Below are 24,785 nucleotides of genomic sequence, written 5' to 3'. Positions count from 1 at the left end.
TCATGTGTCACTGAGGGGACGGCCCGTCGCGGCGCCATGCCGGCGAGGCGTTCACGCCGTCCGCAGAGGATCGGACGTCGCCGCACCGCCCGCGGCCGGTCCGCCGAGCGCCGCGGCGCGGCGCCGTGCGCCCGAGCGCGTTCGGCGGGACGGGGAGCCGGCCGGGCGGGCCGGGGCTCCGATCGGCGCCGGACGTCGCCGCTCCGATCGGCGTCACCGGCCGTCCCGCACGGGCAGTGCGTGCGAATCCCTGCCGGAAACGGCTGCGTGAGCGCCGATCTGCACAGCGGATCGTCGATGGACGGATGACCTCGTCGTGCTCGACATCAGCGCCTTTCGCAATCGTCATGTCGTGCCCTCGGCGACCTTCGCACGCCGCCCGATTCGTCATGAATATGACGTATTTCGGATATGGCCGCACATGAAGCGGGCGAAGGGCGGCGGCGAGGTCTCCGATACAGCGATCCCTGCCGCTGTCGAGCATCGTTGGTTCGGCGCGGCGCAGGCTCCCAGAACCCCCGCGATGACCACTTGTGGCCAAGCTGCACTATCGGCACCGATTTACGGTATGAGCGACACTTCTCCGCCGCCTCCCGGGGCTGCGGGAACGCGCCTCATCGGTCGCTGAAATCCCTGTTCAAGGCCGTTTCGGCGAGGAGGCGGCGCGACCGGTGGCCGACGATGCGCCCAGGAGGTCCACACGGGGCGCGTCCCTCGCATCGCACCTGAAAACGGTCGGCGCCGAACCCGTGAAAATGTCCGCGTGAAATCCCCGGTCGGAGTGATCGGCGGGCAGGGGGAGGGGTGTCGAACGGCCGTACTGTCTGTGGTGAAGATCACCGTTCTGAGCCGTCGGGAACGGTGATGGGGGCACGATAAGTGATCGCAGTCCGGTAGTCGACGAAAAATACGTTCTCTTTATCGGGGTCGGAGAACGATGTGACGCCCGGCCGGCGTGACCCCCGCGCATCCGATCCCCCGGCGGACCGCGGCGCCGTGTCGGTGCCGCGTCGGCTCCGTCGGCCGCGGCCCGGCGTCCCTCGGCGCGGTCCCGGCGCGCCGCGCGAAGGCCCTCTCGGCGACGCCCGGCCGGACCTCGCCCCGGCGACGGGAGGCGTCGTCGACCGCCGCCGTGCCGGGTCCCGGGGGTCGGAGCGCGCATGTCCGCGATCGCCGGTGCCTCCGCCGCGACGGTCGTGGGGGGAGGAGGAGAGGGCCGGCCCCGCCGCGGACGTCGGTCGGTGCGGGCGGGGCGGGCGATCACGATGCCAGCGTGTCGGCGATGACCAGATGCCGGTCCAGCCCGGTCAGTCGCAGGCAGCGGGACACCGGGCGGGAGGGGCGCAGCAGCATCAGCCGCCCACCGGTCTCGGCGGCGCGCTTGGCGGCCCGCACGATGCCGGCCAGCCCCGCGCAGTCGCAGAATCCCAGCCCGGACAGCTCCAGGGCGATCTGTGGCCGCACGCCGGCCGCCGCCGCGGTGACCTGATCGTCCAGCAGATGCACCGTGGCGATGTCCAGCTCACCGCGTACCTCGATCACCCGCCAGTCGCCCTGCGGCCTGGTCGACACGATCAATCCGTCATCGGGTCGAGGATCGGTATCAACGGACATCCCGGACTGACTCCTTCGTCAGGTCACCAGGCACTTGCGTCCTCCATCACCGGTACGGCCACGCATCATGACAAAAATGGCAAGGCGATGCCGTAGCCGAAAAAGGCGCCGTCCTCGGCGCCGGGCTGCTGCGATTCCTTGCACGATACACCGACGCGGCCGGATCGTCTCCTCAAATGATCATGAGGTCGTCTCGTCGGCGCGCTCGGCCCGGGTCCACGGGTGCGAGCTCTCCTTGGCATTGGGCAGGCAGGGAGCTAGGGCAGATTCTTTCCCATATCGGTGATGATCGGACAGGCGGGCTTTCTTCGTCGATAATCGAGCCCGCTTCTGATCACAACGCCTCTATAACGTGAACACCGTTCGGTGCTGACATGTCAGGCTCGCTCGAAATCGCCCCGGTGGGCGAAAGAGTGAAAACCGGCGGCTGGCGGGCGGGGCATCGCCTTCGACGACGCCCGTCCGCCGGCCGCCGAGTAAGCGGCGCACCCCTCTTCGAGGCGCCGGCGAAGGCCGCCTCGCCATCGGAGGCCGTCGCGCGGAGCGCCGCACGATCACGGGGCGGGCGAAAGGCCGACCGATCCGTCCGTTCCCTCGCCCCGGAGGCCTCACCGCTCCGCCGTTCCTCGCGCCCGGATCGCGACACGTTCCATCGCGTTCCCTCGCGGTGGGCGCCGGGTCGCGCCCACCGGAAGAGGAGGCGCCGGGGAACCCCGGGTCCGTCCTCCCGGCTCGCGGCGGCATCTCCCGCTCTCGGCTCATCGCCGGCCCCGGCCGGGAAGACGCGGCCGCCGTCCGCCGGGCCGGGGGGCGGAGCCGGCGGGCCGAGCCGCTCGACCGCGCCGAGCGGGCGGCGCCCCTGGGCACGGTGTGGTAACAGGTGACCCGCGAAACCCCGACGTTATGTTCCGATTGGTAGCGTTCGTCAAGGTTTTGTCACATCGACTGCGGATACAACGGAGTGCCCGATGTCGATCAAGAACGGCGTGCGCGACCTCGAGGACGGGGTGCGCACCGACTTCAGCTCCACCATGAGCTACGGCAGCTACCTCGAACTGGACGTGCTGCTGTCCGCCCAGCACCCCAAGAGCACGCCGCCGCACCACGACGAGCTGCTGTTCATCATCCAGCACCAGACCTCCGAGCTGTGGCTCAAGCTCCTCGTCCACGAACTGCTCGCGGCGCGCGGGCAACTGGACGCCGACCAGCTGTCCCCGGCGCGCAAGAGCCTGGCCCGGGTCAAGCACATCATCCGCACGCTCATCGAGCAGTGGTCGGTGCTGACGACGCTCACCCCCAGCGAGTACGCCGAGTTCCGCGGCGCGCTGGGCTCGGCCTCGGGCTTCCAGTCCTACCAGTACCGCGCGGTCGAGTTCCTGCTGGGCAACAAGAACGAGCAGATGCTCGCGGTCTTCGAGTCGGATCCGGCGGCGCACGCGATGCTGTCCGACATCCTCCACAGCCACACCGTCTACGACGCCTTCCTGCGGCTGCTCGCCCGGCGCGGCCACGACGTCCCCGCCGAGGTGCTCGACCGGGACGTCAGCGCGGCCTGGGTCGAGGCGCCCGGCCTGGTGCCGGTGTTCCGCGCCATCTACCGGGACACGGCCGCCCACTGGGAGCTGTACGAGACCTGCGAGGACCTGGTCGACCTCGAGGACGCCGTCCAGCTCTGGCGCTTCCGCCACCTTCAAACGGTCCAAAGGACCATCGGGCACAAGCGCGGCACCGGCGGCTCCACCGGCGTGGCGTTCCTGCGACGAGCCCTGGAGCTGACGTTCTTCCCCGAACTGATCGCGGTCCGGACGGAGCTCGGTGGCTGACCGCCAGGCCCCGCCCTTCCTCGTCGACGACGCCTGGCTCGGCGCCCGTACGGGCGTCACGGCCCTCCGCGTCGTCGACGGCCGCATCGAACGGGCCGACGCGCCCCCGGCGGTCCCCCGCCGCCGGATCACGATCCTGCCGGGGATCGTCGACCGGCACGTCCACCTGGGCCTGGTGGACAGGGCGCGGCTGGCCGACGGCCCCCTGGTCGAGGTCCACGACCTGGGCTGGATCCCCGAGACGGCGGCGGATTGGCGCGCCCGCCCGCCCGCGGGCGTGACGGTCCGCATCGCCGGGCCGTTCCACACGGCCCCGGGCGGATACCCCTCGGGCCGTCCCTGGGCCCCGGACGCGGCCGTACGGGCCGTCACCGACGCCGCGGACGCCCGCGCCGCCGTCCGGGCCGTCGGGGAATGCGGAGCCGACGCCGTCAAGATCGCCCTGCATTCCGGACTCCCGCTGCTCGGCGACGAGGTGCTGCACGCCCTGGTCGACGCCGCCCATGCCGCGGGGCTGCCGGCCCTCGTGCACGCGGAGGGACCGGGGCAGGCGGCCCGCGCCATCGACGCGGGCGCCGACGTCCTCGTCCACGCCCCCTGGACCGAACGGATCCCCGACCGCGTGCTCGCCCGCGGCGCGCACATGACCTGGATCTCGACCCTGGCCGTCCACGACCCCCGCGACCGGGACGTCGCGATCGACAACATCCGACGCTTCCGGGCCCTGGGCGGCCGGGTCGTCTACGGAACGGACATGGGCAACGGCCCCACCCCCGTCGGCCCGAACGAGACCGAGATCCGGGCCCTCCACCGGGCCGGCCTCGAGGGCGATGAGCTCATCACCGCCCTCGTCGGACCCGCCGGCCCGGCCATCCCCGCCGACCGGGCCCTGGTGTCGCCCCTGCCCCTGCCCACCACGGGCGAAGAACTGGTGACCTGGCTCTCCACCGCACGGCGCTTCACCGCCGCCTACCCCCAGGACGTCCTGTGACAACCGACGACATCGCCACCCGCGTTCCCGTCGCCCTCAAGGAGAGGGCGGCCGCCCTGGACGCCGCCGACCCCCTCGCCGGATACCGGTCGGCCTTCGTCGAGAGCGACGACGTGATCGCCTACCTCGACGGCAACTCCCTGGGCCGCCCCCTCAAGGCGACCCGCGACAACCTCGCCCGCTTCGTGGACGGGCCGTGGGGCGACCGTCTGATCCGCTCCTGGGACGAGGGCTGGATGGACGCCCCCACCGAACTGGGCGACCTCATCGGCCGGGTCGTGCTCGGGGCCGGACCCGGGCAGACGGTGGTCGCCGACTCCACCACGGTCATGCTCTACAAGCTCATCCGGGCCGCGGTGGACGCCCGCCCCGGACGCGACGAGATCGTCATCGACACCGACAACTTCCCCACCGACAGGTTCGTCGTCGAGGGCGTCGCCGCCGAGCGGGGCCTGACGATCCGCTGGATCACCCCCGACCCGTCCGCGGGGGTGACGGTCGAGCAGGTCCGGGCGGTGACGGGGCCGCGCACCGCCCTCGTCGTGCTCAGCCACATCGCCTACCGGTCCGGGTACATGGCGGACCTCCCCGCGATCACCGCGGCCGCGCACGAGGCGGGCGCGCTCATGCTCTGGGACCTGTGCCATTCGGCCGGGGCGGTGGAGCTGGCGCTGGACGAGCACGAGGTGGACCTGGCCGTGGGGTGCACCTACAAGTATCTCAACGGCGGTCCCGGAGCCCCGGCCTTCGCCTACGTCGCCCGCCGCCTGCACGACCGGCTGCGCCAGCCGATCCAAGGGTGGATGGGCGCCGGCGACCCGTTCGCGATGGGCGAGCGCTATGAGCCGGCCGACGGCATCAGACGCTTCATCAGCGGGACCCCGCCCATCGTGGGCATGCTCCCGATGCGCGACATGCTCGCGCTCATCGAGGAGGCGGGCATGCCCGCGATCCGGGCCAAGTCGGTGCAGCTGACGGGCTTCGCGATCGAGGCCGCGGACGACCTGCTCGCCCCGCTGGGGGTCCGCCTCGCCTCCCCGCGCGCCGCCGACGAGCGAGGCGGCCACGTCACCTTCGATCACCCCGACTTCAAGCGCGTCACCGCCCGGCTGTGGACCCGGGGAGTGATCCCGGACTTCCGGCCGCCGTGCGGGCTGCGGGTCGGCCTGTCCCCGTTGAGCACCTCCTTCTCCGAGGTCGCCCTCGGACTGACCATGGTCGCGGAGGCCCTCGCCGAGGAACGCGCATGAGCGCCCCCGTCCGGTTCCCGGCGCGCGACCGCGTCCGCGGCCGCCGCTGACCGGGCGTCCGGGGCGGTCGGCGGACCGACCCGAGCCGCACGGACCCCGGGTCCGCCAGGCCGCCCGGCCGTGCCCACCCGCCGGAGCGCGGCCGGACCCGGCGGGCGGCCGTGGAGCGTCGGTGCCGGCCGGCGGGGCCGCGGGCGACGGCCGACGGGCCGCCGCGCGATGCATGGCGCGGCGGCGCATCGGATCCTCCACACCGAGCCCGCCCGGCTCGGGGGACGAGCCGGAGTCCGGACTCGGTGCCGAGGATCAAAGGTCGCCGGGCCACGCATCAGAAAGCGACGTCCAGCGCGGAGGCGGTCTGCGATCGTCTCCACGCCAGGACAAGATGAACTGCACGGCCACGAGCAGGACGGACGCCGTCAGGAAAGGGTGCGCCATTGCGGCGGACAGGGCGTTTATCTGTTCCACCGGGGAGGAGTCCAGCCTGTCCTGCAGGCCGCTGAAGAAGCGGTTCATCGCTATCTCCGCGGCGATCGCGCTCACCGTCGCCACGAATGAGCCGACGACTTCGAAGGACCCGGCGAAGCTGAAACCGAGCGCCGCTCCGACGGCGGCGGCCGGGACGGTGTGGCCTCGCCCGGACACGTGGATCACATGGATCGAGATCTCGGCGAGGAGCATCAGCACGGCGGCCGACGCGCAGCAGGTCCCCCTGCCGACTTTCCGGGCCATGACCAGCCCGACGATGAGGGCGATGCCGAACGACCACACCAGGAAATAGGTGTTCAGATCGGTCTCCGGCGTCGTGTGCCTGCTCGACTTGAGGGACAGATGGTCGACCAGGTGCGCGCCGAAGCAGAATATCACCGCCAGAAAAGTGACCCCTTGCGCTATGGCGGAGAGGGTGCCGTAGAGAACTCGGTACGGGGCGGTCGTGCTCATCTCCACGCGGTGTTCAGGGATTCTCGCCCTTTCGGTCGTCGGCCGCCCTCGGCCGCCCGCCGATCAGGGGGGCGACGGTGCGGGCGGGGCGGCTCTGCGGTGCGGCGTGCGGCGGCGGACCGCGAGGGCCGGACGCGGCGCCGTCGGTCGTTCGATGCGCCTGCCGGCGCGTCGGTCTCGAGGTCGTTTCCGTTCCGGCCGCCCCGGCCGTCGGGGAGCTCGTCCGCCGGAATGACCGGTTCCGCGGCGGCCGGGAGGCCCCTCACGGCGAAGAGGGGGGAGCCGGAACGGCGGAAGCGGCATGACGGCCTGCGTCGACGCGGAGCCGGTGAAATGCGCACGAAAGGGCGGCGGTATCTCCTGCGACGTGCCGGTTCCGTCTTCCGGGCGTGAGCGTGCGCCGACGCCTCTCGACGTTCGACGACGTCGGTGAGAGCGGTGGCGTCGACCGAAGAGCACCTGCCGTGGAGGGCTTCTCAGGCGTCCTCCGCACTCCATGGCCGGCATTCTATTTCCGGCGACGTCCCGGCGCCCCTTCTTGAGAGAGATGAGCGTGTCGGTGGCGCCGCGTTTCTGCGCCGATGTCCTGCGCCTGCTTCACGGGCGGCGGTATGGGGCGGCGACGCGCGCAACGTCCTGCATGAACTCGGCTGGAAACGGCCGCCGAGCCCTTCCGGGCGAGCCGCCGGCGGACGTCGCCGAAGGCCACGGTGCCGGCAGGCCCATGCTCACAACGGTACGGCGGGGCGTGCCGGCCCCGACCCGCCTGCGGCCTATCGCACGGAGAGAACCTCAAAATCCCTTTCTGTGCTCGTTCTGCTCGATCGTCGGTTGACGCCGGTTCTTGCGGCCTGGACCGTCTGCGTCGCATACGGTCGCCCGCCGCACGGGCCACGAGTCGCACGCAGAAAATGGGTCGGCGGACTCCCGGCGACATCCGAACCGATATCAGAAGTCGATTCACTTCTCGGTGGCATCGATTAAAATATTTCAGATTCCGCTGGAGGTCCGGCCGATGGTGTGAAAGGACGTCATGGAGACCCTGACCCGCCGGGCGCTCAACCGGGCCACACTGGAGCGCCAGCTGCTGTTGCGCCGGGTCGACCGGCCGCCCCTCAAGGTGATCGAGCATCTGGTCGGCCTGCAGGGCCAGGACCCGGACCCGCCCTACTTCGGCCTGTGGTCACGGATCGAGGGATTCCGGATCGAGGACCTGACCCGCCTGCTGCACGACCGCCGAGTGGTACGGGCGATGATGTTCCGCGGCACCCAGCACCTGCTCACCGCCGACGACTATGTGCGCTTCCGGCCGCTGTTCGACCGGCTGCTGGCCACCCTGCAGAAAGGGACCTTCCGCCGTCAGACCGAGGGCATCGACCTGGCCGAGCTGGCCCGTGCCGCCCGCGAGATCATCGGAACCGGCACGGTGACCCGGCCCGAGCTGGGCAGGGCGCTGGCCGAGCGATGGCCCGGGCGGGACCGGGTGGCGCTGGCCCGGTCGGCGCAGCATCTGCTGCCGGTCCTGCACCCGCCGCCCGACGGCCTGTGGCGGCGGCGCGGCGCCACGCCGTTCGCGCTCGCCGAGCACTGGCTCGGCCGGCCGCTGTCGACGAAACCGTCGGTGCAGGACCTCATCCGGCGCTACCTGGCGGCCTTCGGCCCGGCGACGGTCAGCGACGTGCGGGCCTGGAGCGGGCTGACCGGGCTGAAGGAGGCCATCGAACCGCTCCGCCCGAAGCTGCGCACCTTCCGGGACGAGAACGGACGGGAGCTGTTCGACCTGCCCGACGCGCCGCGCCCCGACCCGGACACGCCCGCCCCGGTGCGGTTCCTGGCCGCGCTCGACAACGTGGTGCTCGCCTACCACGACCGCTCCCGCATCGTGACCGAGGAACAGCGCACGTACGCCTGGATCGACGCGACGCTGACAGTGGACGGCTTCGTGCGCGGACTGTGGGCCGTCAAACGGGACAAGCAGACCGCCACGCTGGACATCCGGCTGTTCGAGCCGCTGTCCGCGGAAGAAGAGGCGGCCGTCGTCGCCGAGGGCGAGCGGCTGCTGCGCTTCGGCGCCGCCGACTGCGAAGCCCACGACATCCGGTTCCGCCCGGTCGAGGAATGAGCCCTCGGCGGCCCCGAGCCCGACGCCCCGGCCGCAGAAGAACGATGCGCCGTCCGCGAGCACGCGGCTCACACCCCGCTCACGGTGACGTGTCGGGCCGGGCGCAGGGGTGAGGCCAGCCCGGTCGACACGATGACCCTCGAGAGGGCCGGCCAAGGCCTCCGGGCGCCGGGCGCCCTCGGGAAGAGGGCCCGCCCGCTCGGATCCGTGCGTCCGCCGGGACCGCCCCGGCGGGATCCCGCGACCACCGGCCCGCTGACCTGCACCCCCGGCGCGTCGAGAGAACCCCGGTGACCCTCTCGCCGGCATCGGTTAACGACGGGCGCCGCCCCGGCCGGCCGAGCGGCGCGGCGGCATGGCGGCGAGAAGGAGAAGCCCGACGAGCAGCGTCACCAGAAGGTCGGAGAACGCGGCGGTCACGAGCACCACCACCGCGCCGTACACCATCCCGAGGATGCCGACGATCCATGCGCCCAGCGCCACCTTCAGCAGCGTGGCGGCGTCACGACCGCCCAGCTCCGCGACGACCGCCGCCGCGCAGAGGAACGAGCCGAGCAGCACCGTCCCGACCACGCCGGCGACCGGAGAGAAACCGTCCGGCATGCGTTCGGGATCAGAGAAGGCGGTGAACGAAATGAAGGCCGCCACGACGCAGACCGCGCAGTAGCGAAAGAACCGGACCCACTGCAGAAATCCGCCGCTCCGCTCGGGAGCGGGTGCGCGGCGATCGGGCGAAGAGGTCATCTCGGGAACCGTCCAGGGCTTCCTCGGCTCTCCTGAACCGTAGCACCGCGGTGAGCGGTGAGCCCCGGCATGCGGGACCGCGACCCGCCCGGGAGCGAATCGGGCCGTCATGACGCGGCACGACCCTCACCGGGCTCCGCCCCGGTCGCATGCAGAAACCAGCGGCGGCCCGGGCGCGGCCGGGCACGATGACGCCGCCTCCGTCGGGCGGCCGACGGCGGGAGAGACGACGCGCACGCCCGAGAGCACCGGGGAGCACGCCGGGAGCCCTCCTCATCCCGGCTGCGAGGAAGGCCGGAAAGCGGACTGGAGACGATGGGCGAGCGCGGTGTGCCGGCGGCCCGCCCCCGGGGTGCGGACGGCGACGGCCAGGGCACGACGGGACCCCACCAGGACGACGAGCTTGCGGGCCCGGGTGATCGCCGTGTACAGCAGGTTGCGCTGCAGCATCATCCAGGCGCTCATGGTCACGGGAATGACCACGGCCGGGTACTCGCTGCCCTGCGACCGGTGAATGGTCACCGCATACGCATGAGCGAGCTCGTCGAGCTCGGCGAAGTCGTAGTCGACGCTCTCGTCCTCGTCGGTGGTGACGGTGAGGACGCCCTCCTCGGGGGAGACGGCGGTGACGACGCCGACGGTGCCGTTGAAGACCCCGGCCCGGCCCTTGTCGTAGTTGTTGCGCAGCTGGGTGACCTTGTCGCCGGGACGGAACACCCGGCTGCCGTGACGGCGCTCGGGAACACCCTCCCGGTAGGGGGTGAGCGCCTCCTGCAGCAGGGCGTTGAGACTGGCCGCCCCCGCCGGACCCCGATGCATGGGGGCCAGCACCTGCACGTCCCGGCGGGGATCCAGCCCGAAACGAGCGGGAATGCGGCGGGCGACGATGTCGACCACCAGCTTGGCGGTCTCCTCCGCCGGATGCAGACCGGAGTCGGCGGGCGGATCGCAACCGAACCAGAAGAAGTCGTCGAAACCGGTCAGGGCCGGCGGCTCACCGGCGTTCACCTTGTGGGCGTTGACCACGATCCCGGACTGCTGCGCCTGCCGGAAGATCCTGGTGAGCCGGACATGCGGGACGGCGTCGGCGGCCAGCAGGTCGCGCAGCACCTCCCCGGCACCGACCGAGGGAAGCTGATCGACGTCGCCCACCAGCAGCAGATGCGCACCGGGCGGGATGGCCTTGACGAGCTTGTTGGCCAGGATGAGGTCCAGCATGGAGCACTCGTCCACCACCACCAGGTCGGCGTCCAGCGGATGGTCGCGGTCGTATTTGGGGTCCCCGCCCGGCTGCAGCTCCAGCAGCCGATGCACGGTGGAGGCGTCGTGACCGGTCAGCTCGGCCAGCCGCTTGGCGGCGCGACCGGTCGGGGCGACCAACAGCACCTTGGCCCTCTTGGCCCGGGCCAGCTCCACCACCGAACGGACGGTGAAGCTCTTGCCGCAGCCCGGGCCGCCGGTGAGCACGGCGACCTTGCGGGTGAGCGCGAGCCGGACCGCCTGACGCTGCTCCTCGGCCAGCCGCTGGCCGGTGCGCCGGGCCAGCCAGCCCAACGCCGCCTCCCAGTCCACCTCGCCGAAGGAGCTCAGCCGGTCGACGTCGCAGCGCAGCAACCCCAGCAGAGCGGTCGCCAGTGAGCACTCGGCCCGATGGAACGGCGGCAGATACACCGCCGGCACCTGGTGACCGCCGACGGTGCGCACCGTCTCCCGCACCACCCCCTCGTCCGCGGCCAGCTCCTCCAGACAGGGACCGACCCGGGCGGGGTCGACCTGGAGGATCTTGGCGGCCTCGGTGAGCAGGTTCGGCTCGGGCAGATAGCAGTGCCCGTCGTCGGCGGCCTGGGAGAGGGTGTGGCGCAGGCCGGCCTTGATCCGCTCCGGACTGTCGTGGGGGATGCCGACCGCCTGGGCGATGGTGTCAGCGGTCTTGAACCCGATGCCCCACACGTCGGCGGCCAGCCGATAGGGCTCCTCCCGCACCACGTCGACGGCGGCGTCCCCGTAGGTCTTGTAGATGCGGACCGCCAGCGAGGTGGACACCCCCACGTCCGAGAGGAACACCATCACCTCTTTGATGGCCTTCTGCTCCTCCCAGGCCTCGGCGATCCGCCGCATCCGCTTGGGCCCCAGCCCGTGGACCTCGGTCAGCCGCTCGGGCTCCTCCTCGATGACCCGCAGGATGTCGGTGCCGAAGTGATCCACCATCCGCTCGGCCATCGTCGGGCCGATCCCCTTGATCAGCCCGGACCCCAGGTACCGCCGCAGCCCTTGCACGGTGGCCGGCAGCACCGTGGTGAACGAATGCACCTGGAACTGCCGTCCGTACTTGGGGTGGGAGGTCCACCGGCCGCGCAGCCGCAGGCTCTCGCCGATCTGGGCGCCCTGCAGCGGCCCCACCACGGTCAACAGGTCGGGGCCGGACCGTTCGGTGGCCACCCGGGCGATGGTGTATCCGGTCTCCTCGTTGACGAAGGTGATGCGTTCCAGCACCGCCTCCAGCACCGATTCGCCCCGGACCGCCTCGGACGCACCGACCTGCGGCGAAGGACGCGGATCATGCACATCAGCATTGTGCCGGGTCACGGCCCCGCTCCCCGGCCCGGACCTGAAAAGCGGCCTCATCCCGGCCGTCTCGGTGCAAGGGCGGAGAACACGCGCAACGCCTCCCGCGCCGCGGCATGACGATCACGGCGGAATCCGCGACGTCCGCCGGAGGCGGGTCGGACGACGGCCCCGGCGTCCGACCGGCCTCTTCGGCGCCTCGGCCTCCGCCTCATCGTGCGCACGGACCCGACGCATCGGCGAGGGTCTCTCGGCGAGACCGGTGTCGGCGCACCGGAAGCGGACGTTCATCTCCAGGCCGTCCCGGCGACCGGGATGCGGGAGCCGCCGCTCCGTCCGCATCCGACGCCGAAGGGCGGGACGGCCGGCGCTTCCGGCGGTTCGGCGCGCATCTTGAGGTGCTCGATCGCAGCGTGCTCCTAAGGCCCGCGAGCATTGCGCAGCATCCGCGTTCCTTGAACGCGCTGTCGCCCGTCTCAGGCGATGCCGGCGCGTCCCGCGATGCATCGCTTTGAGCCCGGGTCGGACCGGCGTCTCGTCCAAGCCGCCCGGTCCCTGGGCGGCACAGGAGGCGGCCTTCGTTGAGAGAACAGCAGTATTGCTTCCTGGTGCAGATGCGTCCACGGAGTTCTGTGGGCATGTCATCCCGTGAACTGTGGATCAGTGCAAAGAAACGCTCTTTTCTGAATTTTTCAGAATGTGCTTTGATCCCGTAGCCAGGCCAGCAGTCTCCGCCCTCCTTGTGCGATTGCGCTGGCAGTGAGACTGGCTCCCACGGTCGGCCAAATTCTCTTTAGCTTTTCTTTGACTCGCGCCAGTATCCCCTTCTTGATGGCAACGCGACTCTCCTCTATCTGGGAAATTGCCTCTTTTTCCGTTTCTCCCAAAGAGTCTATCTTTTTTTCGAGTCGTCTCTTCTCTTCCTGCTTGCGCTGGATGTCCTGCTCCAATTGGGCCAACTTTTCACGTGTGTCATTACCCCTGGAAGAGGGTGGTGTGGAGTCGGGGGGCAGCCTTCGAGAAACTTCTCGATCATTTTTTCGGCCGTCTTTCTCGGTTCTGCCCTGGTTCTCTCCGGTGCGGTGGGCGCTGGGCGCATCGGTTCGGCTGGAGTCCCACTTTGCCGCCGTGGTGCGCTTGTCCTCGGAAGGTGTACGTGGGGAATTTGTCCATGCGCTGGATGAAGCGGCAGATTCGCCCGTAGTGCGGGGCTGCATGCTTTTCACTTCTCGCAACTCTGACTTGAATCTCCTGAGCTCTTCTTTAGTGTTATCAATTTCGTCTTTTAGGTTATCGATTTCTTCTTTCAGGAGGTCGACCATTAGTTGGGTTCGCTTTAGCTGCTGTTGCTCAAGCTCTCTGGACTTCCTGGCCAGCTCGGCTTCAGCGGCTTCGCGCTGTGCGCGCAGTCGGCTTGAGATGGATGCGCGCATATCGTCCAAGGACTGATCGACCATCTCCTCCGTTTCACTGGCAGTGGCATACGGGAGGATATCGACCAGCCGGTGTAGCAGTAGAGGGAGGTTCCATCCTGTAAAGGCATCGAAAGGAATGACTCGTTCCAGGGATAGATCATCGCGTTTCAGTCCTCTGGCAAGGTCCTTTAGGAACTGTTTCCTCTGCTCTTCGATCAATTCGTGTTCCCACGGAAGTGTGGGGCCTTCGAAGCCATTGATCGTAATGGACTCGCGAGTCCCATTTGTTTCGCGGTCCAACAAAGACAATCGGTTTAGCGCAAAGATGATCTTTCCTGGCTCGACCCCGGAATCCAGGAGGGTTTTGACGGTGTCGAGAGTTCCCCGGTGCGCTGGGCGGGGAGGTGTGGTGACCAGGATGAATCCGTCGGCGGTCGGCGCGTAACGGCGATAGATCTCCTTGAACTCATTATCGAGATCTTCGCTATCGCCCAGCCCGGGAAGATCGATTACATGGATGTGTTCTCCTTGAGCTTCCCAAACGTGGCGAGCGTCCTTGACGGTCCCTCGGGTAATGCGTCCCACCTCGCCGACTTTTCGTCCGAACAGCGTGTTTATCATGGTGGTCTTGCCCACTCCTGTGGCGCCGCATACGACGACCACGGGGATTCGCTGGGGTTCGAGCTCATCGCGCTCTCTCGGATTCATTTCGGGCCATCCTTTTTGGGGCATAACTTCCGTCCCTTATCCTTTCCTCTTGGTCGCCTGATTTCAGTGTCACTATATCTGCTTCTAGGTTCGAGACGTTGCGCGGTATGGGTGGCCTGTCACTCTTCGGTGCATTGCTTAAGAGAGTTGCTCCGGTCAGGGGTGCTGAGGGTTTCTCAATGAAAGCCGCCTCCTGTGCCGCCCAGGGACCGGGCGGCTTGGACGAGACGCCGGTCCGACCCGGCCTCAAGGCGATGCATCGCGGGACGCGCCGGCATCGCCTGAGACGGGCGACAGCGCGTTCAAGGAACGCGGATGCTGCGTTGCAGAGCGCGGGGGCATCCAGCGGACCGGGGATGTCCGGATGCGGACGTCGCAGGGCATGGGCACCGATGCCCGCTTCGACATGTCTGACACGGTCGGCGCCACCGGCCTGATGCTGCCCGGATGGGGCGCCGGCGGGGCGGAGACGCGGGTGGTCCACAGTTCGGGCGCGCTGTCGGGCTCGACCTCTGACGTCCGCGGCGGGGCGTCATCCGGACCGGCCGAGGGCTCCCGTGGACGGGCCTTGCCGGGGAACCAGGGGTAGGGGTCATTGCTGTCCTCGGTCGTGCCGACGACCCGGTCGCAGAAGGAGAGCATTCAACCTGCGGTCGCATGGTCGTGCCCACCGGATCGACGGCGGGCCTGGACCTGATGCGGGGTGAAGGCCTGTGCGGTCGGCGCGGTGATGCCCTCACGCAGGCGGCGATGGGCGATGGCCTGCGATATGTCGGCATCCCGAGGCCGCTGGGGGAGGAACCGATCTCCTTGGGCATGTGGGTGGGCCGCGCGGCCACCCCCAACACCATCGCCGAGGCCGCGACCAGCCTCGAACGCCTGCGTGCCGGTGAGGAGCTGCAGGAGAAGAACCCCGTCCAGCTGCGCGTCTGCCCCTGGTGCGGCACCGCGATGGACGCCTGGAACTACGAGGTAGACCTCGAGACCTCGCGCATGCGGACGTTCTGCTCCTCCGACGAGTGCGACTTCCACGAGGAGCTGCCGGTCCACGTTGTGGACGAGCGGATCTATCGGGTCCGGCCCACGCTGCTCATCGCGACGGTCGACAAATTCGCGCAGATCACATGGCGAGGACAGGTCGCCGCCCTGTTCAACCGGAGCGGGGCTCCGGAGGGGACGCCGCCGCCGGAGCTGATCGTGCAGGACGAGCTCCACCTGATCTCCGGACCGCTCGGCAGCCTCGCCGGTCTGTACGAGACCGCCGTCGACGTCGCCGCGGACGAACCGAAGGTCATCGCCTCCACGGCAACGATCCGTCGCGCCGAACAACAGGTGCGGAGCCTGTTCAACCGGCGGGTGTGCCAGTTCCCTCCGGCCGGACTGGACGCCCGCGACTCCTGGTTCGCGGTCGAGGCCCCCGCAGAGGATAAGGCCTCTCGCCGGTACGTGGGACTGCTCACCACCCACCTCAGCCAGGCGACGCTGTGGGTGCGGACTTACGCGGCGCTGCTGCACCATGCGGCCGACATCGGGGGAGAGGACGCCGTCCGTGACGCCTATTGGACGCTCGTCGGTTATTTCAACAGCCTTCGTCTGCTGGCTGCCGCCGAACTGCAGTTCCACGACGACGTCCAGGACCGCCTCAAACTACTGGCCGGACGACAGGGGGTCGTCCCGCGCCCGGCCGAGCTGCTGTCGGAGCTGACCAGCCGCGTGAAGTCCAGCGACATCCCGCAGCGGTTGAAGGACCTGGAACGGGCGCTGCCCGACGAGGACGCCCTCGACGCGGTCCTGGCCACCAACATGATCTCCGTCGGCGTCGACGTGGACCGGCTCGGCCTGATGGCGATCATGGGGCAGCCGCAGACCACCGCCGAGTACATCCAGGCCAGCAGCCGGGTCGGCCGGCGGCACCCTGGGCTGGTGGTCGTCCTGTTCAACGCGGCCCGCTCCCGGGACCGCTCGCACTATGAGAACTTCACCTCCTATCACTCGGCGCTGTACCGGCAGGTGGAGTCGACGAGCGTGACCCCCTTCTCGCCTCGGACTCGTGACCGAGCCCTGCACGCGGTGCTCGTGGGCATGGCCCGGCTGCTGTACCCCGAGGCCCGCCCGAACGGCGCCGCCGGGAACGTGGAGTCCTTCGTCAACCGTCTCGAGGAGCTCAAGGACCTGATCCTGGCGCGGGTGAAGTCGATCGCGCCGGACGCGTCCGACGAGCTCCACGGCACCGAAAGAGACCTCGACGGCATCATCGAGAGGTGGCGGTGGCTGGCGGCCCGCAACCCGAAGCTGGTCTACGAGGCGCCGGCGAATCTCAAACACGACGAATCCCGTGCGAAGGGCGCCGCATTGCTGCGCTCCCACGCGGATGAGGATCTCGACCTCGCATATCAAACCTTGTGGAGTCTGCGGGACGTCGACGTCGAATCCGACCTTTATTTGGAGCGATGAACATGGCGATGGCACAGCGGAGAGCTGGACGGGTCCGGACCGGTCGCGGCGCCCGCCGGGCGTCTCGCACGCCCTTGGGCGGGGTGCGCAGGGCACAGATGATCACCACCTACGGGGTCGGGGCGATGGTCGCCATCGGAGACCAGTCTTATGTGATCAGCGGACTCGACACCTGGAATCTCGACACCTCGATCACCATCCACGAGCCTCGCCTGGAGCGCCGGCTCGGTGTGGACGGCTTCCGGCTGCCTCCCGCCGCCAGTTCGTCGACCGGGGACGGCGTGCGGGTTAGGCTCTTTCCCGAGTTCTATTCATGCCCGGGATGCCATGAACTGAAGGAGTTCCATAAGTTCGGCTCGCCTCCGGGAACGAGTCGATGCGGAGCGTGCGATAAACTGCTCACGCCCTCCCGCTTCGTGATCGCCTGCGAGAACGGGCATCTGGATGATTTTCCCTACGCCAAGTGGGTGCATAAAGGCGCAGATCCAGGTCGTGGGCACCGACTGACTCTGCACAGCACCGGACGGACGGCGTCGCTGCGCTCGGTGATCATCCGTTGCTCGTGCGGCGAGGAGGCCTCCATGGAGGGTGCCTTCTCCCGGAACGCCCTGAGATCGCTCAATATCTTCTGCGAAGGGCGCCGTCCCTGGCTCGGGCGGGGAGCCGAGCAGTCCGGTTGCAAGGCGATTCCCCGCACCCTGCAGCGCGGTTCTTCCGCCGTCTGGTTCCCGATAGTCCGCTCGGCGCTGTCCATCCCACCGTGGTCGGAGACCCTGCAAAAACGGCTCAACTGCAGCCAGTACCCGATGTTGAAGTCATCGGTGCGGTTGTGGCGGGAGGGGAGGGTGTCGTATGAATCCCTCGAGGAGCTCATCCGGGCGAGCGGCATTCTGGACGCCTCACGTTTCACCCCCAAGGACGTCATCGAAGCGGTCCAGCTTCGGGTGCAGTTGGAGGAGAGCGAAGTCGCGGACTCCGACGGGCGAGAGCCGTTGGAGGCGGCCGGTGAACTGCGTCGGGAGGAATACGAGCGGCTGTTGTTCGGAACAGCGTCGGTCGACCGCGAAGACGACTTCGAATGCACCAGGCCTCCGGAGGATCCCGACACCCCCCTTCCGGTCGGGATCGAACGCTCGATGCAGGTCAAGCGGCTCCGCGAAGTTCGCGCCCTGTGGTCGTTCACCCGGGTCGAGGCGCCCGACTCCACGACGCCCGAGACCCGAAGGGCGGCCCTGTCCATTGAGGACAAGGGGTGGCTCCCGGCCGTCGAGGTCATCGGCGAAGGCGTGTTCCTGACCTTGGACACGGCCAGGTTGGGCGAGTGGGAGCGGCAGAAGGGGGTCCGCCAGCGGGCCGACCGGATCCGCGACAACCACACCGCGGCGCTCCGCCGTCGCATCATGGCGACGAACCCCAAGGCCGTCCGAGAGATCCAGTCGCCGATCAGCGCTCGTTACATCCTGCTGCACACCCTGGCGCACGCGCTCATCAACGAGTGGAGCCTGGAGTCGGGCTACCCGGCGGCCTCGCTGCGGGAACGCCTGTACGTCTCCCACGACATGGCCGGGCTGCTGATCTACACCGCCACCAGCGACTCCGCCGGCAGCCTGGGCGGGGTCGTCGCCCAGGGCGAGTACAAGAACCTGCGGAACTCCCTGGAGTCGGCGCTGAGGCGGGTGTCGTGGTGCTCGCAGGACCCCCCTTGCATGGAGTCGGAGGCGGGCGGGGTCGACAGCCTCAACCTCGCGGCCTGCTACGCCTGCGTGTTGCTGCCGGAGACGAGCTGCGAGACCAACAACACCTTCCTCGACCGGGCCATGCTCATCGGCACCCCCGACGAATCCTCGGTCGGCTACTTCGCCCTCGACGAGTGACGATGCTCCCGTCCGGAACCCGCGTCGGCGCGCGGGTTCCGGACGGCGTCGCTCGTCGGGCGTTCCGGCCTCCCGACCCGGGCCGGGGCACTACGGTGATCATCGGGACGCCGGCTCCCCGACGCAGAACCTCTGGACGCATCCGAAAGGGACGGCCGTGGCCAGGCTGGGCATCCACCGTGACTTCCTTCGAGACCTGATCTCGCTGGACCGCTCCGTCCAGCGGAAGGTCGTCAACGCCATCCTCAAGTTCGAGCAGGCCACACACGCCGGAATTCACCTGGAGAAGATCAACGGCGTGCGCGACGACCGGCTCAAGAGCATCCGGATCGACCGGTCCGTCCGCGGCATCGTCCTTGCGCCCGACGGCGGGGACCGCTTCACTCTCCTGAAGGTCCTGCCCCACGATGAGGCTTACGCGTGGGCGGAACGCCGCCGGGTGTCGGTCAACACGACCACCGGGCACATGGAGATCTGGGACTCCCATGCGGTCGAGGCCGCCACCGAGGAACTGGCGCGCACCACCTCCGCCCCCGAGCCCGAACGGCTCTTCGCGCACGTGTCCGATGAGGACATGGCCCGGCTCGGCATCGACGAGCAGATCCGGGTCTTCGCCAGGCTGCTCACCGATCCCGGACCGCTGGAAGCGATCAAGGACTACCTGCCCGAGACCCAGTACGACGTCCTCATCGGCCTCGCCGCGGGCCTGTCCCCCGACGAGATCGCCGAAGAGGTGATCGACGCCGCGGACACGGAACCGTACGACGCCGACGACATCGTCGGCGCGATGGAGCGGACCCCGTCCAGGATCGCGTTCGTCGAGGGCCCCGAAGAGCTGATGGCCCTGTTCGAAAAGCCTTTCGCCCTGTGGCGCGTCTATCTCCACCCGACCCAACGGGACGTCGCCTATGGGACCTACTCCGGCCCCGCCCAGGTCACCGGCGGCCCGGGAACCGGAAAGACGGTGGTGGCGCTGCACCGCGCCCGACACCTTGCCGCCCGAGGCGGACGCGTGCTGCTCACCACGTTCACCTCCACGCTGGCCGAATCCCTGCTCGAAGGGCTGCGTCTGCTGGAGAACAGGGAAGAGGTCCTCGCCCGCATCGACGTCCGACACATCGACCAGGTCGCCGCGCGCATCGTCCGCTCCCACCGCGGGCCCTATGCCCTCGTCAAGGACTCCGACGAAGAACGACTGTGGGAGCGGATCATCCGCGACCGCGGCGTGGACCACAATGCGACCTTCATCGCCGAGGAGTGGCGTCAGATCGTGCTCGCCCACGACCTGCACACCCTCGACGAGTATCTCGCCGTGCGCCGCACCGGGCGCGGCAGGCGTCTCGGCCCCGTCCAGCGCACCCAGGTCTGGCACGTGATCTCCGAGTTCCTACGGGAACTGGAGGCCCGTAACGCCCACACCTACGAGACCGTGTGCGCGGAGGCGACGAGGATCCTCTCCGAGCGGGACGACAAGCCCTACGATCACGTCATCGTCGACGAGGCCCAGGACCTGCACCCCGTTCGCTGGAGGCTCCTTCGCGCCCTCGTGCCCCCGGGACGGGACGACCTGTTCATCGCTGGCGACACCCATCAACGGATCTACGACAACCGGGTCTCGCTGCGGTCGGTCGGGATCGACGTGGCGGGTCGTTCCGTCCGCCTGACCGTCAACTACCGCACCACCTCGGAGATCCTCGCCTGGAGCCACGGCCTGCTGGCCGGGGAACGGATCGAGGACCTCGACGACGCGCCGGCGTCGCTGAGGGGCTTCCGCTCCGAGACGCACGGCCCGCCCCCCGAACTCGCCCCCGCGAACACCAGGACCGAGGAGCTCCGGAGACTGACCGCTAAGGTCCGCGAGTGGCTGGACGCGGGCGTGGAGCCCGACGAGATAGGGATCGCTGCCCGTTCCGGCCCGCTCGCCCAGGAAGCGGCCCGCTCCCTCCAGCGGGCGGGCGTCCCGGCCTGCCACCTGTCACGCGAGCAGAGCCCTGTCGAGGGCCACGTCCAGACGATGACCATGCACCGCATGAAGGGCCTGGAATTCCGCTGCGTGGCACTCATCGGCGCAGGCGAACACCATCTCCCCGCGCCTGGTGCGGTGCGCCCCGCGGAGGACGACGAAACGGCCCACTCCCACGACCTGCAACGGGAGCGCTGTCTGTTGTTCGTCGCCTGCAGCCGCGCACGCGAACTCCTCTACATCTCCTGGCACGGCGCCCCGAGCCCTTTCCTCCGTGACTTCATCCCCGTCCCGTAGGGCACCGAGCGGTTCCCGACGGCCACGATTTCACGAGACGGTGATATTCGGTCGTCCATGGAACGGAACGCCCAACGCACCGGAGTCCGCTCCAGGATGCGCCCAGAGGACGCCCTGGGCACCACGGCGGATGGGCTCCGTCCGCCTGCAGTCAACGAAGTGCAGGACATGGTCCGCTTGATCGAGTTCGACACCGGACGTATCACTTGAACGGATAAGGGTGTTGTCCGCCTCGGTGGCATCCGACATGGCGTCGCCCCTGGGAGGCGAAGAATCCTATGGTCCACCTTCGACTTGAATATTGATTGTGTCGCTCGCGACTTTTCATAGTTGCCGGAGACGGCGAGGGCGCTTCGCTTGGATTTTTTCTCTTCGGGTTTTCTGGATGATGCGACCATGTTCTTTGGGGCGGTTTTCGGTGTGTTTGATTCCGGCTTCTTCAAGTGTCGTCTTCGTTAAGGGCTGTCATGTCGCCCTCTCGGGCCTTGTGGGAATATATCTCGATCGCTCGCCGTCGGGATTTTGATGGCCGCTTTGTGGGGTTGAAATTTATGCGATGCGCGTCTGGTCTGCTCTTGTATTGATGGGTCGCCGGGTTCGGTGCCTGAGCTTTTGTATTCCTTGAATCTGAGGTGGTGTTAGAGAATTTTCGTGAGTTATCGGATCGGAGACGGGTCCACTGACTCTGTCGTGTCCGTTGATCCGCGCCGCCGAGCGCATCGATATATGAGCCGCTGAGGTGCCTCAACGAAATGGAAGGCGGGGGTGGGGGAGGCCGAGGGGCACTGGGACCGGTCTCGGCCCGGTGGCGGGACGGGGCTTCGTCGCAGGAGATGCCCGACGCCGGTGAACTCGGCATGCGGCTCAGCGGTGAGCAGGGCTGATGGCGCCTTTCCGCTCGTCGGGCGGGGCCTTAATGATGCACCACCCAGTGGTCGACGATTGATTCGATCTCGTGTTCCGAGGGCGAAGCGCATCGAATCTCGATCGGTTTCGATGAGCCCTTCGGTAGGTAGAGGGCGTCCCCCGTGCCGCGCAAACGTTCCGCTCCCGGTCGTTCGATGACCAGATCGCTCTCCTCCGGGGAGTTCATCTTGAAGGCCAGGCGAGATGGGATGTCGGCTCTGATCCGGCGGGGGAGGACTCGGCCGGTCACCCGTCGGGTGGCCAGGACGAGGTGGATGCCGACGGCCCGCGCCGTTCGGGCGAGGCGTCCGACGAGCTCCTCGGTCTCTTGTGGAGAGATCGCCATGAGTTCGTTCAGCTCCTCGAGCACCACGACGATGCGCGGGTGGATCCGGCCGTCGGAGCCGGATCTCGAGGCCGAGAACCCGCCGTTGCGCATGACCTCGTTGTAGGCGTCGATATCGCGACACTTATGGGCGGCGAGGTCGTCGTAGCGGCGTTCCATCTCCTCCTCCACCCAACGCAGCGCTCCGATCGCCGAGCCGGCATCGGTCACCACCGGGGTGAGGAGATGGGGAACGCCTGCGTACGCCGACAGCTCGGCGCGCTCCGAGTCCACCAGGATCATGCGGACGCGGTCCGGAGGGACGCGCATGAGCAGCGAGGACACGATTGCGTGGACCGCCGCGGACTTCTCCGCCGTCACAGAACCCGCGATCAAGAGGTGAGGCAGTGACGCCAGGTCGGCCACGAGGGGCCCCGCGTCGCCGCGGCCGATCGCCACCGCGAGGGGACGGTCGTCGGCGTCCGGCGCGAAGCCGAGCACATCGCCGAATCGCACCGCTCCAGCTTCCGAGGAGACGCGGCCCTCTTCGGCGTGGAGGCCCTCAGCCGCCTCAAGAAGGGAGAGCGGCGGCGGTTCGAGTTTTTCTCCAGTGCCTCTACGCCCCGATGGGGCGGGACGACCGCCCGTCTGCGGTGTTATGGCGATCTCCCGTTCGGCAGAGGCCTCACGGAGCCTGCGCCGAAGATCGCGCAGGCGCGTCTTGACCGACTGCGCGTCCTGCGGACGCTTGGCCGGCTCCTTCTCGAGGAGCTCCGCCACCAGAGCGTCGAGTTCGTCCGGCACATCGCTCCTGAGCGTGTGGACCGGCTGTGGGAACTCGCTCTGGTGTCTGCGCATCAGTTCCAACGGTGTGCCGTGGAACGGCGGGCAGCCGGTGAGCAGTTCATAGAGCACACAGCCCAGCGAGTAGAGGTCCGCCTGCGCGCCGGCCCGTCCCTCGAACTGCTCGGGCGCCGTGTAGAGGGGCGTGCCGATGCCCCTGGTCCCGCTCTCACCGTCGATCCGCTCCACTATGCGGGCGACGCCGAAGTCGCAGATCTTCGTCCGGTCGAACGCGGTCACCATGATGTTCGCGGGCTTGACGTCCCGATGCACGACTCCGCGTCCATGGGCGGCGCCGAGGGCGTCGGCGAGTTGGATGCCGAAGCCGAGCACCCTGTCAATGGGAAGGCCCTCGGAGTTCCTCCGCACGACCTTGGCGAGGTCCTCGCCCTCTAGATACTCCATCACGAAGTACAGCAGCCCGTTGTGCTCCCCGACGTCGTGGACGACCGTGATCCCGGGGTGTTGAAGGGCGGCGGCGATCCGGGCCTCGCGCCGAAAACGCTCCACCTGCTCCGGCCTGGCGCGTCGGGCGGGCGGCAGGATCTTGACGGCCACGGAACGACCGAGTCGGCGGTCCACACCCCGCCACACCTCGCCCATCGCTCCTCGGCCGACGGCCTCCTCCAACCGGTATCGGCCGTCGAGCTCGACCCCGCCGTACAACGGACCTCCCACAGCCCTTCTCACCGGCGCCTCGTTCGCGACCCGTCGCGATCGGTCGGGTGCGTCCGGACGTTGAGACCCGCCGACCGGTGGATGCGGTTGCCAGCGTAATCCCGACCATCGCGCAGGAGGCGACATATCAATGGATTTGCGAAATACGTCTCCGTTGAGACGGTGCTCTTCGTCGCACCATGAGCGCCGTGGAATCGGACCGGAGCGCGGGGCCGCCGTCTCGGCGGCCCCACTCCCTTCGCATCCATCCGGCGCCGCTTCTCCCCGGGCGGGGGCCGGGAGACGGGTAGGGCGTCCCAGGGCGTGCATCCTCGAGACTCGTCGGCTGCCGGCCCGGTTTCGCCTCTTCACGACGCCGGGCGCCGAAGAGGAACTATCCGATGCTGGAAGGGGCCGTCCGTTCCCGCACGCCGAAAGGTCGCGGTGATGGGAGACAGGCTCGACAGCCCCTCGACCGGCGATGAGTTCGACGGGCGGAGGACGGGCCCTCGACCATGAGCGGTTCGTAGAACGGCCGAGGCCTCGACCATTGCGATGGGGCAGGACTTCGATCCGGTGCCGTGACAGGGGGCGAAGCGCCTACGCCCACACCTCTGACCGGGACGCGCCGGCTGCACCTCCTCCAGAGCGGCTTTGGGGAGATTGAGGAGCTCACAACCTGTTCTCGGGCCCTGGAGAGGCCTTTTATAGCAGGCGGGGTCTCGCGGGCCTGTAACACGAGGATGGTCCTGGTGATGTGCCCGGTCCGGTGCGGGCGGCAGCGCAATCGATACAGGATATGCCGCTCCTCAGCCGGGTGATGGCCCGCTCGGCCAGGCCGCGGCGGCCGGGCTGAAGCCCGGTGGCCTCCTTGAGCACTGCGGGCCTGCCCGCCCCTTGTCGGTGATGAGCACCGGCCCCCTCGCCGGGACGGCCGTGTCGGCGAGCACCGACACAGGGCTCGCGGGGTGCCTTGGATCCGGGGCGGCTTGCAGGTCGTGCGCGCTGCCGGGCAACGCCCCCGACACCCACGCCGAGGCACTCGCCGGCATGGCGGTGACATGCAGGCTCACCTCGTGGCAACGGTGCTTGCCCGAATATAAGGGCCGGTCGGCCGCCGGCCGGTCGATGGAGATCGACGTGCCATCCGGCACCGGTGTCTGCTTCCTTCTGCTCGTGCGGTTCGCAATGCTCGGTCGGCGTGGGGGCGCGAGCGGCCCCAGCGGATCCACCGTCTTGGGTACACGCTTCCGGGCAATGGAGGTCGACACCCGGATCCCGCCCGGAGCGGG

14 protein-coding genes are annotated in these 24,785 nt (G+C 68.9%); 7 read left to right on the top strand and 7 right to left on the bottom strand.

Annotated features, from left to right (window positions below):
- Positions 1-1,260: 1,260 nt before the first annotated feature.
- Positions 1,261-1,572 carry an STAS domain-containing protein gene (locus EIO00_RS07210; protein WP_161602672.1) on the bottom strand — a complete coding sequence of 104 codons (312 nt, stop codon included), beginning with the start codon at positions 1,570-1,572 and terminating at the stop codon, positions 1,261-1,263.
- A gap of 1,010 nt (positions 1,573-2,582) precedes the next feature.
- On the opposite strand from EIO00_RS07210, the gene EIO00_RS07205 reads away from it, so the two are divergent.
- Genes EIO00_RS07205 through EIO00_RS07195 form a run of 3 tightly spaced genes read left to right on the top strand, consistent with a single transcriptional unit; the run spans position 2,583 to position 5,678 of the window.
- The gene (locus EIO00_RS07205; RefSeq protein WP_140176424.1) at positions 2,583-3,437 is read left to right on the top strand and encodes a tryptophan 2,3-dioxygenase; all 855 of its coding nucleotides are present in this window, start codon (positions 2,583-2,585) and stop codon (positions 3,435-3,437) included.
- Complete coding sequence (locus EIO00_RS07200; protein WP_206664066.1) at positions 3,430-4,428, top strand: amidohydrolase family protein; 999 nt, start codon at positions 3,430-3,432, stop codon at positions 4,426-4,428. Before EIO00_RS07205 ends, EIO00_RS07200 begins: the two co-directional genes overlap by 8 nt.
- Positions 4,425-5,678 carry a kynureninase gene (locus tag EIO00_RS07195; protein ID WP_206664065.1) on the top strand — a complete coding sequence of 418 codons (1,254 nt, stop codon included), beginning with the start codon at positions 4,425-4,427 and terminating at the stop codon, positions 5,676-5,678. Before EIO00_RS07200 ends, EIO00_RS07195 begins: the two co-directional genes overlap by 4 nt.
- Before the next feature lie 306 nt (positions 5,679-5,984).
- Here EIO00_RS07195 and EIO00_RS07190 read toward each other — a convergent pair whose 3' ends face one another.
- Positions 5,985-6,620, bottom strand: coding sequence for a hypothetical protein (locus EIO00_RS07190; RefSeq protein WP_140176422.1), 636 nt, complete (start codon positions 6,618-6,620; stop codon positions 5,985-5,987).
- A gap of 1,033 nt (positions 6,621-7,653) precedes the next feature.
- Here EIO00_RS07190 and EIO00_RS07185 point away from each other — a divergent pair.
- Complete coding sequence (locus tag EIO00_RS07185; RefSeq protein WP_140176420.1) at positions 7,654-8,742, top strand: winged helix DNA-binding domain-containing protein; 1,089 nt, start codon at positions 7,654-7,656, stop codon at positions 8,740-8,742.
- Between the two features lie 312 nt (positions 8,743-9,054).
- Here the strand turns inward: EIO00_RS07185 and EIO00_RS07180 are convergent, their stop codons facing one another.
- The 3 genes from EIO00_RS07180 to EIO00_RS07170 form a co-directional block, all read right to left on the bottom strand.
- Positions 9,055-9,486 (bottom strand): hypothetical protein, encoded by a 432-nt coding sequence (locus EIO00_RS07180; RefSeq protein ID WP_140176418.1) that lies wholly within the window; start codon positions 9,484-9,486, stop codon positions 9,055-9,057.
- Positions 9,487-9,759: 273 nt separating this feature from the next.
- Positions 9,760-12,111 carry an SF1B family DNA helicase RecD2 gene (gene recD2, locus EIO00_RS07175; protein WP_241661192.1) on the bottom strand — a complete coding sequence of 784 codons (2,352 nt, stop codon included), beginning with the start codon at positions 12,109-12,111 and terminating at the stop codon, positions 9,760-9,762.
- Between the two features lie 632 nt (positions 12,112-12,743).
- On the bottom strand, positions 12,744-14,174 hold the full coding sequence (locus EIO00_RS07170; RefSeq protein ID WP_161602671.1) for a GTPase domain-containing protein: 1,431 nt from the start codon (positions 14,172-14,174) through the stop codon (positions 12,744-12,746).
- Between the two features lie 816 nt (positions 14,175-14,990).
- On the opposite strand from EIO00_RS07170, the gene EIO00_RS07165 reads away from it, so the two are divergent.
- The 3 genes from EIO00_RS07165 to EIO00_RS07155 all read left to right on the top strand — a co-directional run bounded on the left by EIO00_RS07165 (position 14,991) and on the right by EIO00_RS07155 (position 20,762).
- A complete protein-coding gene (locus tag EIO00_RS07165) occupies positions 14,991-16,628 on the top strand; it encodes a helicase-related protein (protein WP_241661199.1) in 1,638 nt (545 codons plus the stop codon).
- Positions 16,629-16,711: 83 nt separating this feature from the next.
- Complete coding sequence (gene drmB / locus EIO00_RS07160; RefSeq protein ID WP_241661191.1) at positions 16,712-18,502, top strand: DUF1998 domain-containing protein; 1,791 nt, start codon at positions 16,712-16,714, stop codon at positions 18,500-18,502.
- A 157-nt stretch (positions 18,503-18,659) separates the two neighbouring features.
- Positions 18,660-20,762, top strand: coding sequence for a UvrD-helicase domain-containing protein (locus EIO00_RS07155; RefSeq protein WP_140176412.1), 2,103 nt, complete (start codon positions 18,660-18,662; stop codon positions 20,760-20,762).
- Positions 20,763-21,675: 913 nt separating this feature from the next.
- On the opposite strand, the gene EIO00_RS07150 is transcribed toward EIO00_RS07155, so the two are convergent.
- Both EIO00_RS07150 and EIO00_RS25890 read right to left on the bottom strand, forming a co-directional pair.
- Positions 21,676-23,640 carry a serine/threonine protein kinase gene (locus EIO00_RS07150; protein WP_277752860.1) on the bottom strand — a complete coding sequence of 655 codons (1,965 nt, stop codon included), beginning with the start codon at positions 23,638-23,640 and terminating at the stop codon, positions 21,676-21,678.
- Positions 23,641-24,302: 662 nt separating this feature from the next.
- Positions 24,303-24,647, bottom strand: a complete 345-nt coding sequence (locus EIO00_RS25890; protein ID WP_161602669.1) for a transposase family protein — start codon at positions 24,645-24,647, stop codon at positions 24,303-24,305.
- Between the last annotated feature and the right edge of the window lie 138 nt (positions 24,648-24,785).

It is taken from the genome of Thermomonospora catenispora, assembly GCF_006363815.1.
Classification (GTDB): Bacteria; Actinomycetota; Actinomycetes; order Streptosporangiales; family Streptosporangiaceae; genus Thermomonospora; species Thermomonospora catenispora.
This window is presented reverse-complemented; position numbering and strand designations above follow the sequence as displayed.

What these genes read in the sequence shown, in the direction of transcription:
- EIO00_RS07170 (WP_161602671.1), bottom strand. Translation starts at nt 14,174, where the DNA reads ATGAATCCGAGAGAGCGCGATGAGCTCGAACCCCAGCGAATCCCCGTG.
- EIO00_RS07165 (WP_241661199.1), top strand. Translation starts at nt 14,991, where the DNA reads ATGTGGGTGGGCCGCGCGGCCACCCCCAACACCATCGCCGAGGCCGCG.
- EIO00_RS07205 (WP_140176424.1), top strand. Translation starts at nt 2,583, where the DNA reads ATGTCGATCAAGAACGGCGTGCGCGACCTCGAGGACGGGGTGCGCACC.
- recD2 (WP_241661192.1), bottom strand. Translation starts at nt 12,111, where the DNA reads ATGAGGCCGCTTTTCAGGTCCGGGCCGGGGAGCGGGGCCGTGACCCGG.
- EIO00_RS07185 (WP_140176420.1), top strand. Translation starts at nt 7,654, where the DNA reads ATGGAGACCCTGACCCGCCGGGCGCTCAACCGGGCCACACTGGAGCGC.
- EIO00_RS07180 (WP_140176418.1), bottom strand. Translation starts at nt 9,486, where the DNA reads ATGACCTCTTCGCCCGATCGCCGCGCACCCGCTCCCGAGCGGAGCGGC.
- EIO00_RS07150 (WP_277752860.1), bottom strand. Translation starts at nt 23,640, where the DNA reads ATGTCGCCTCCTGCGCGATGGTCGGGATTACGCTGGCAACCGCATCCA.
- EIO00_RS07190 (WP_140176422.1), bottom strand. Translation starts at nt 6,620, where the DNA reads ATGAGCACGACCGCCCCGTACCGAGTTCTCTACGGCACCCTCTCCGCC.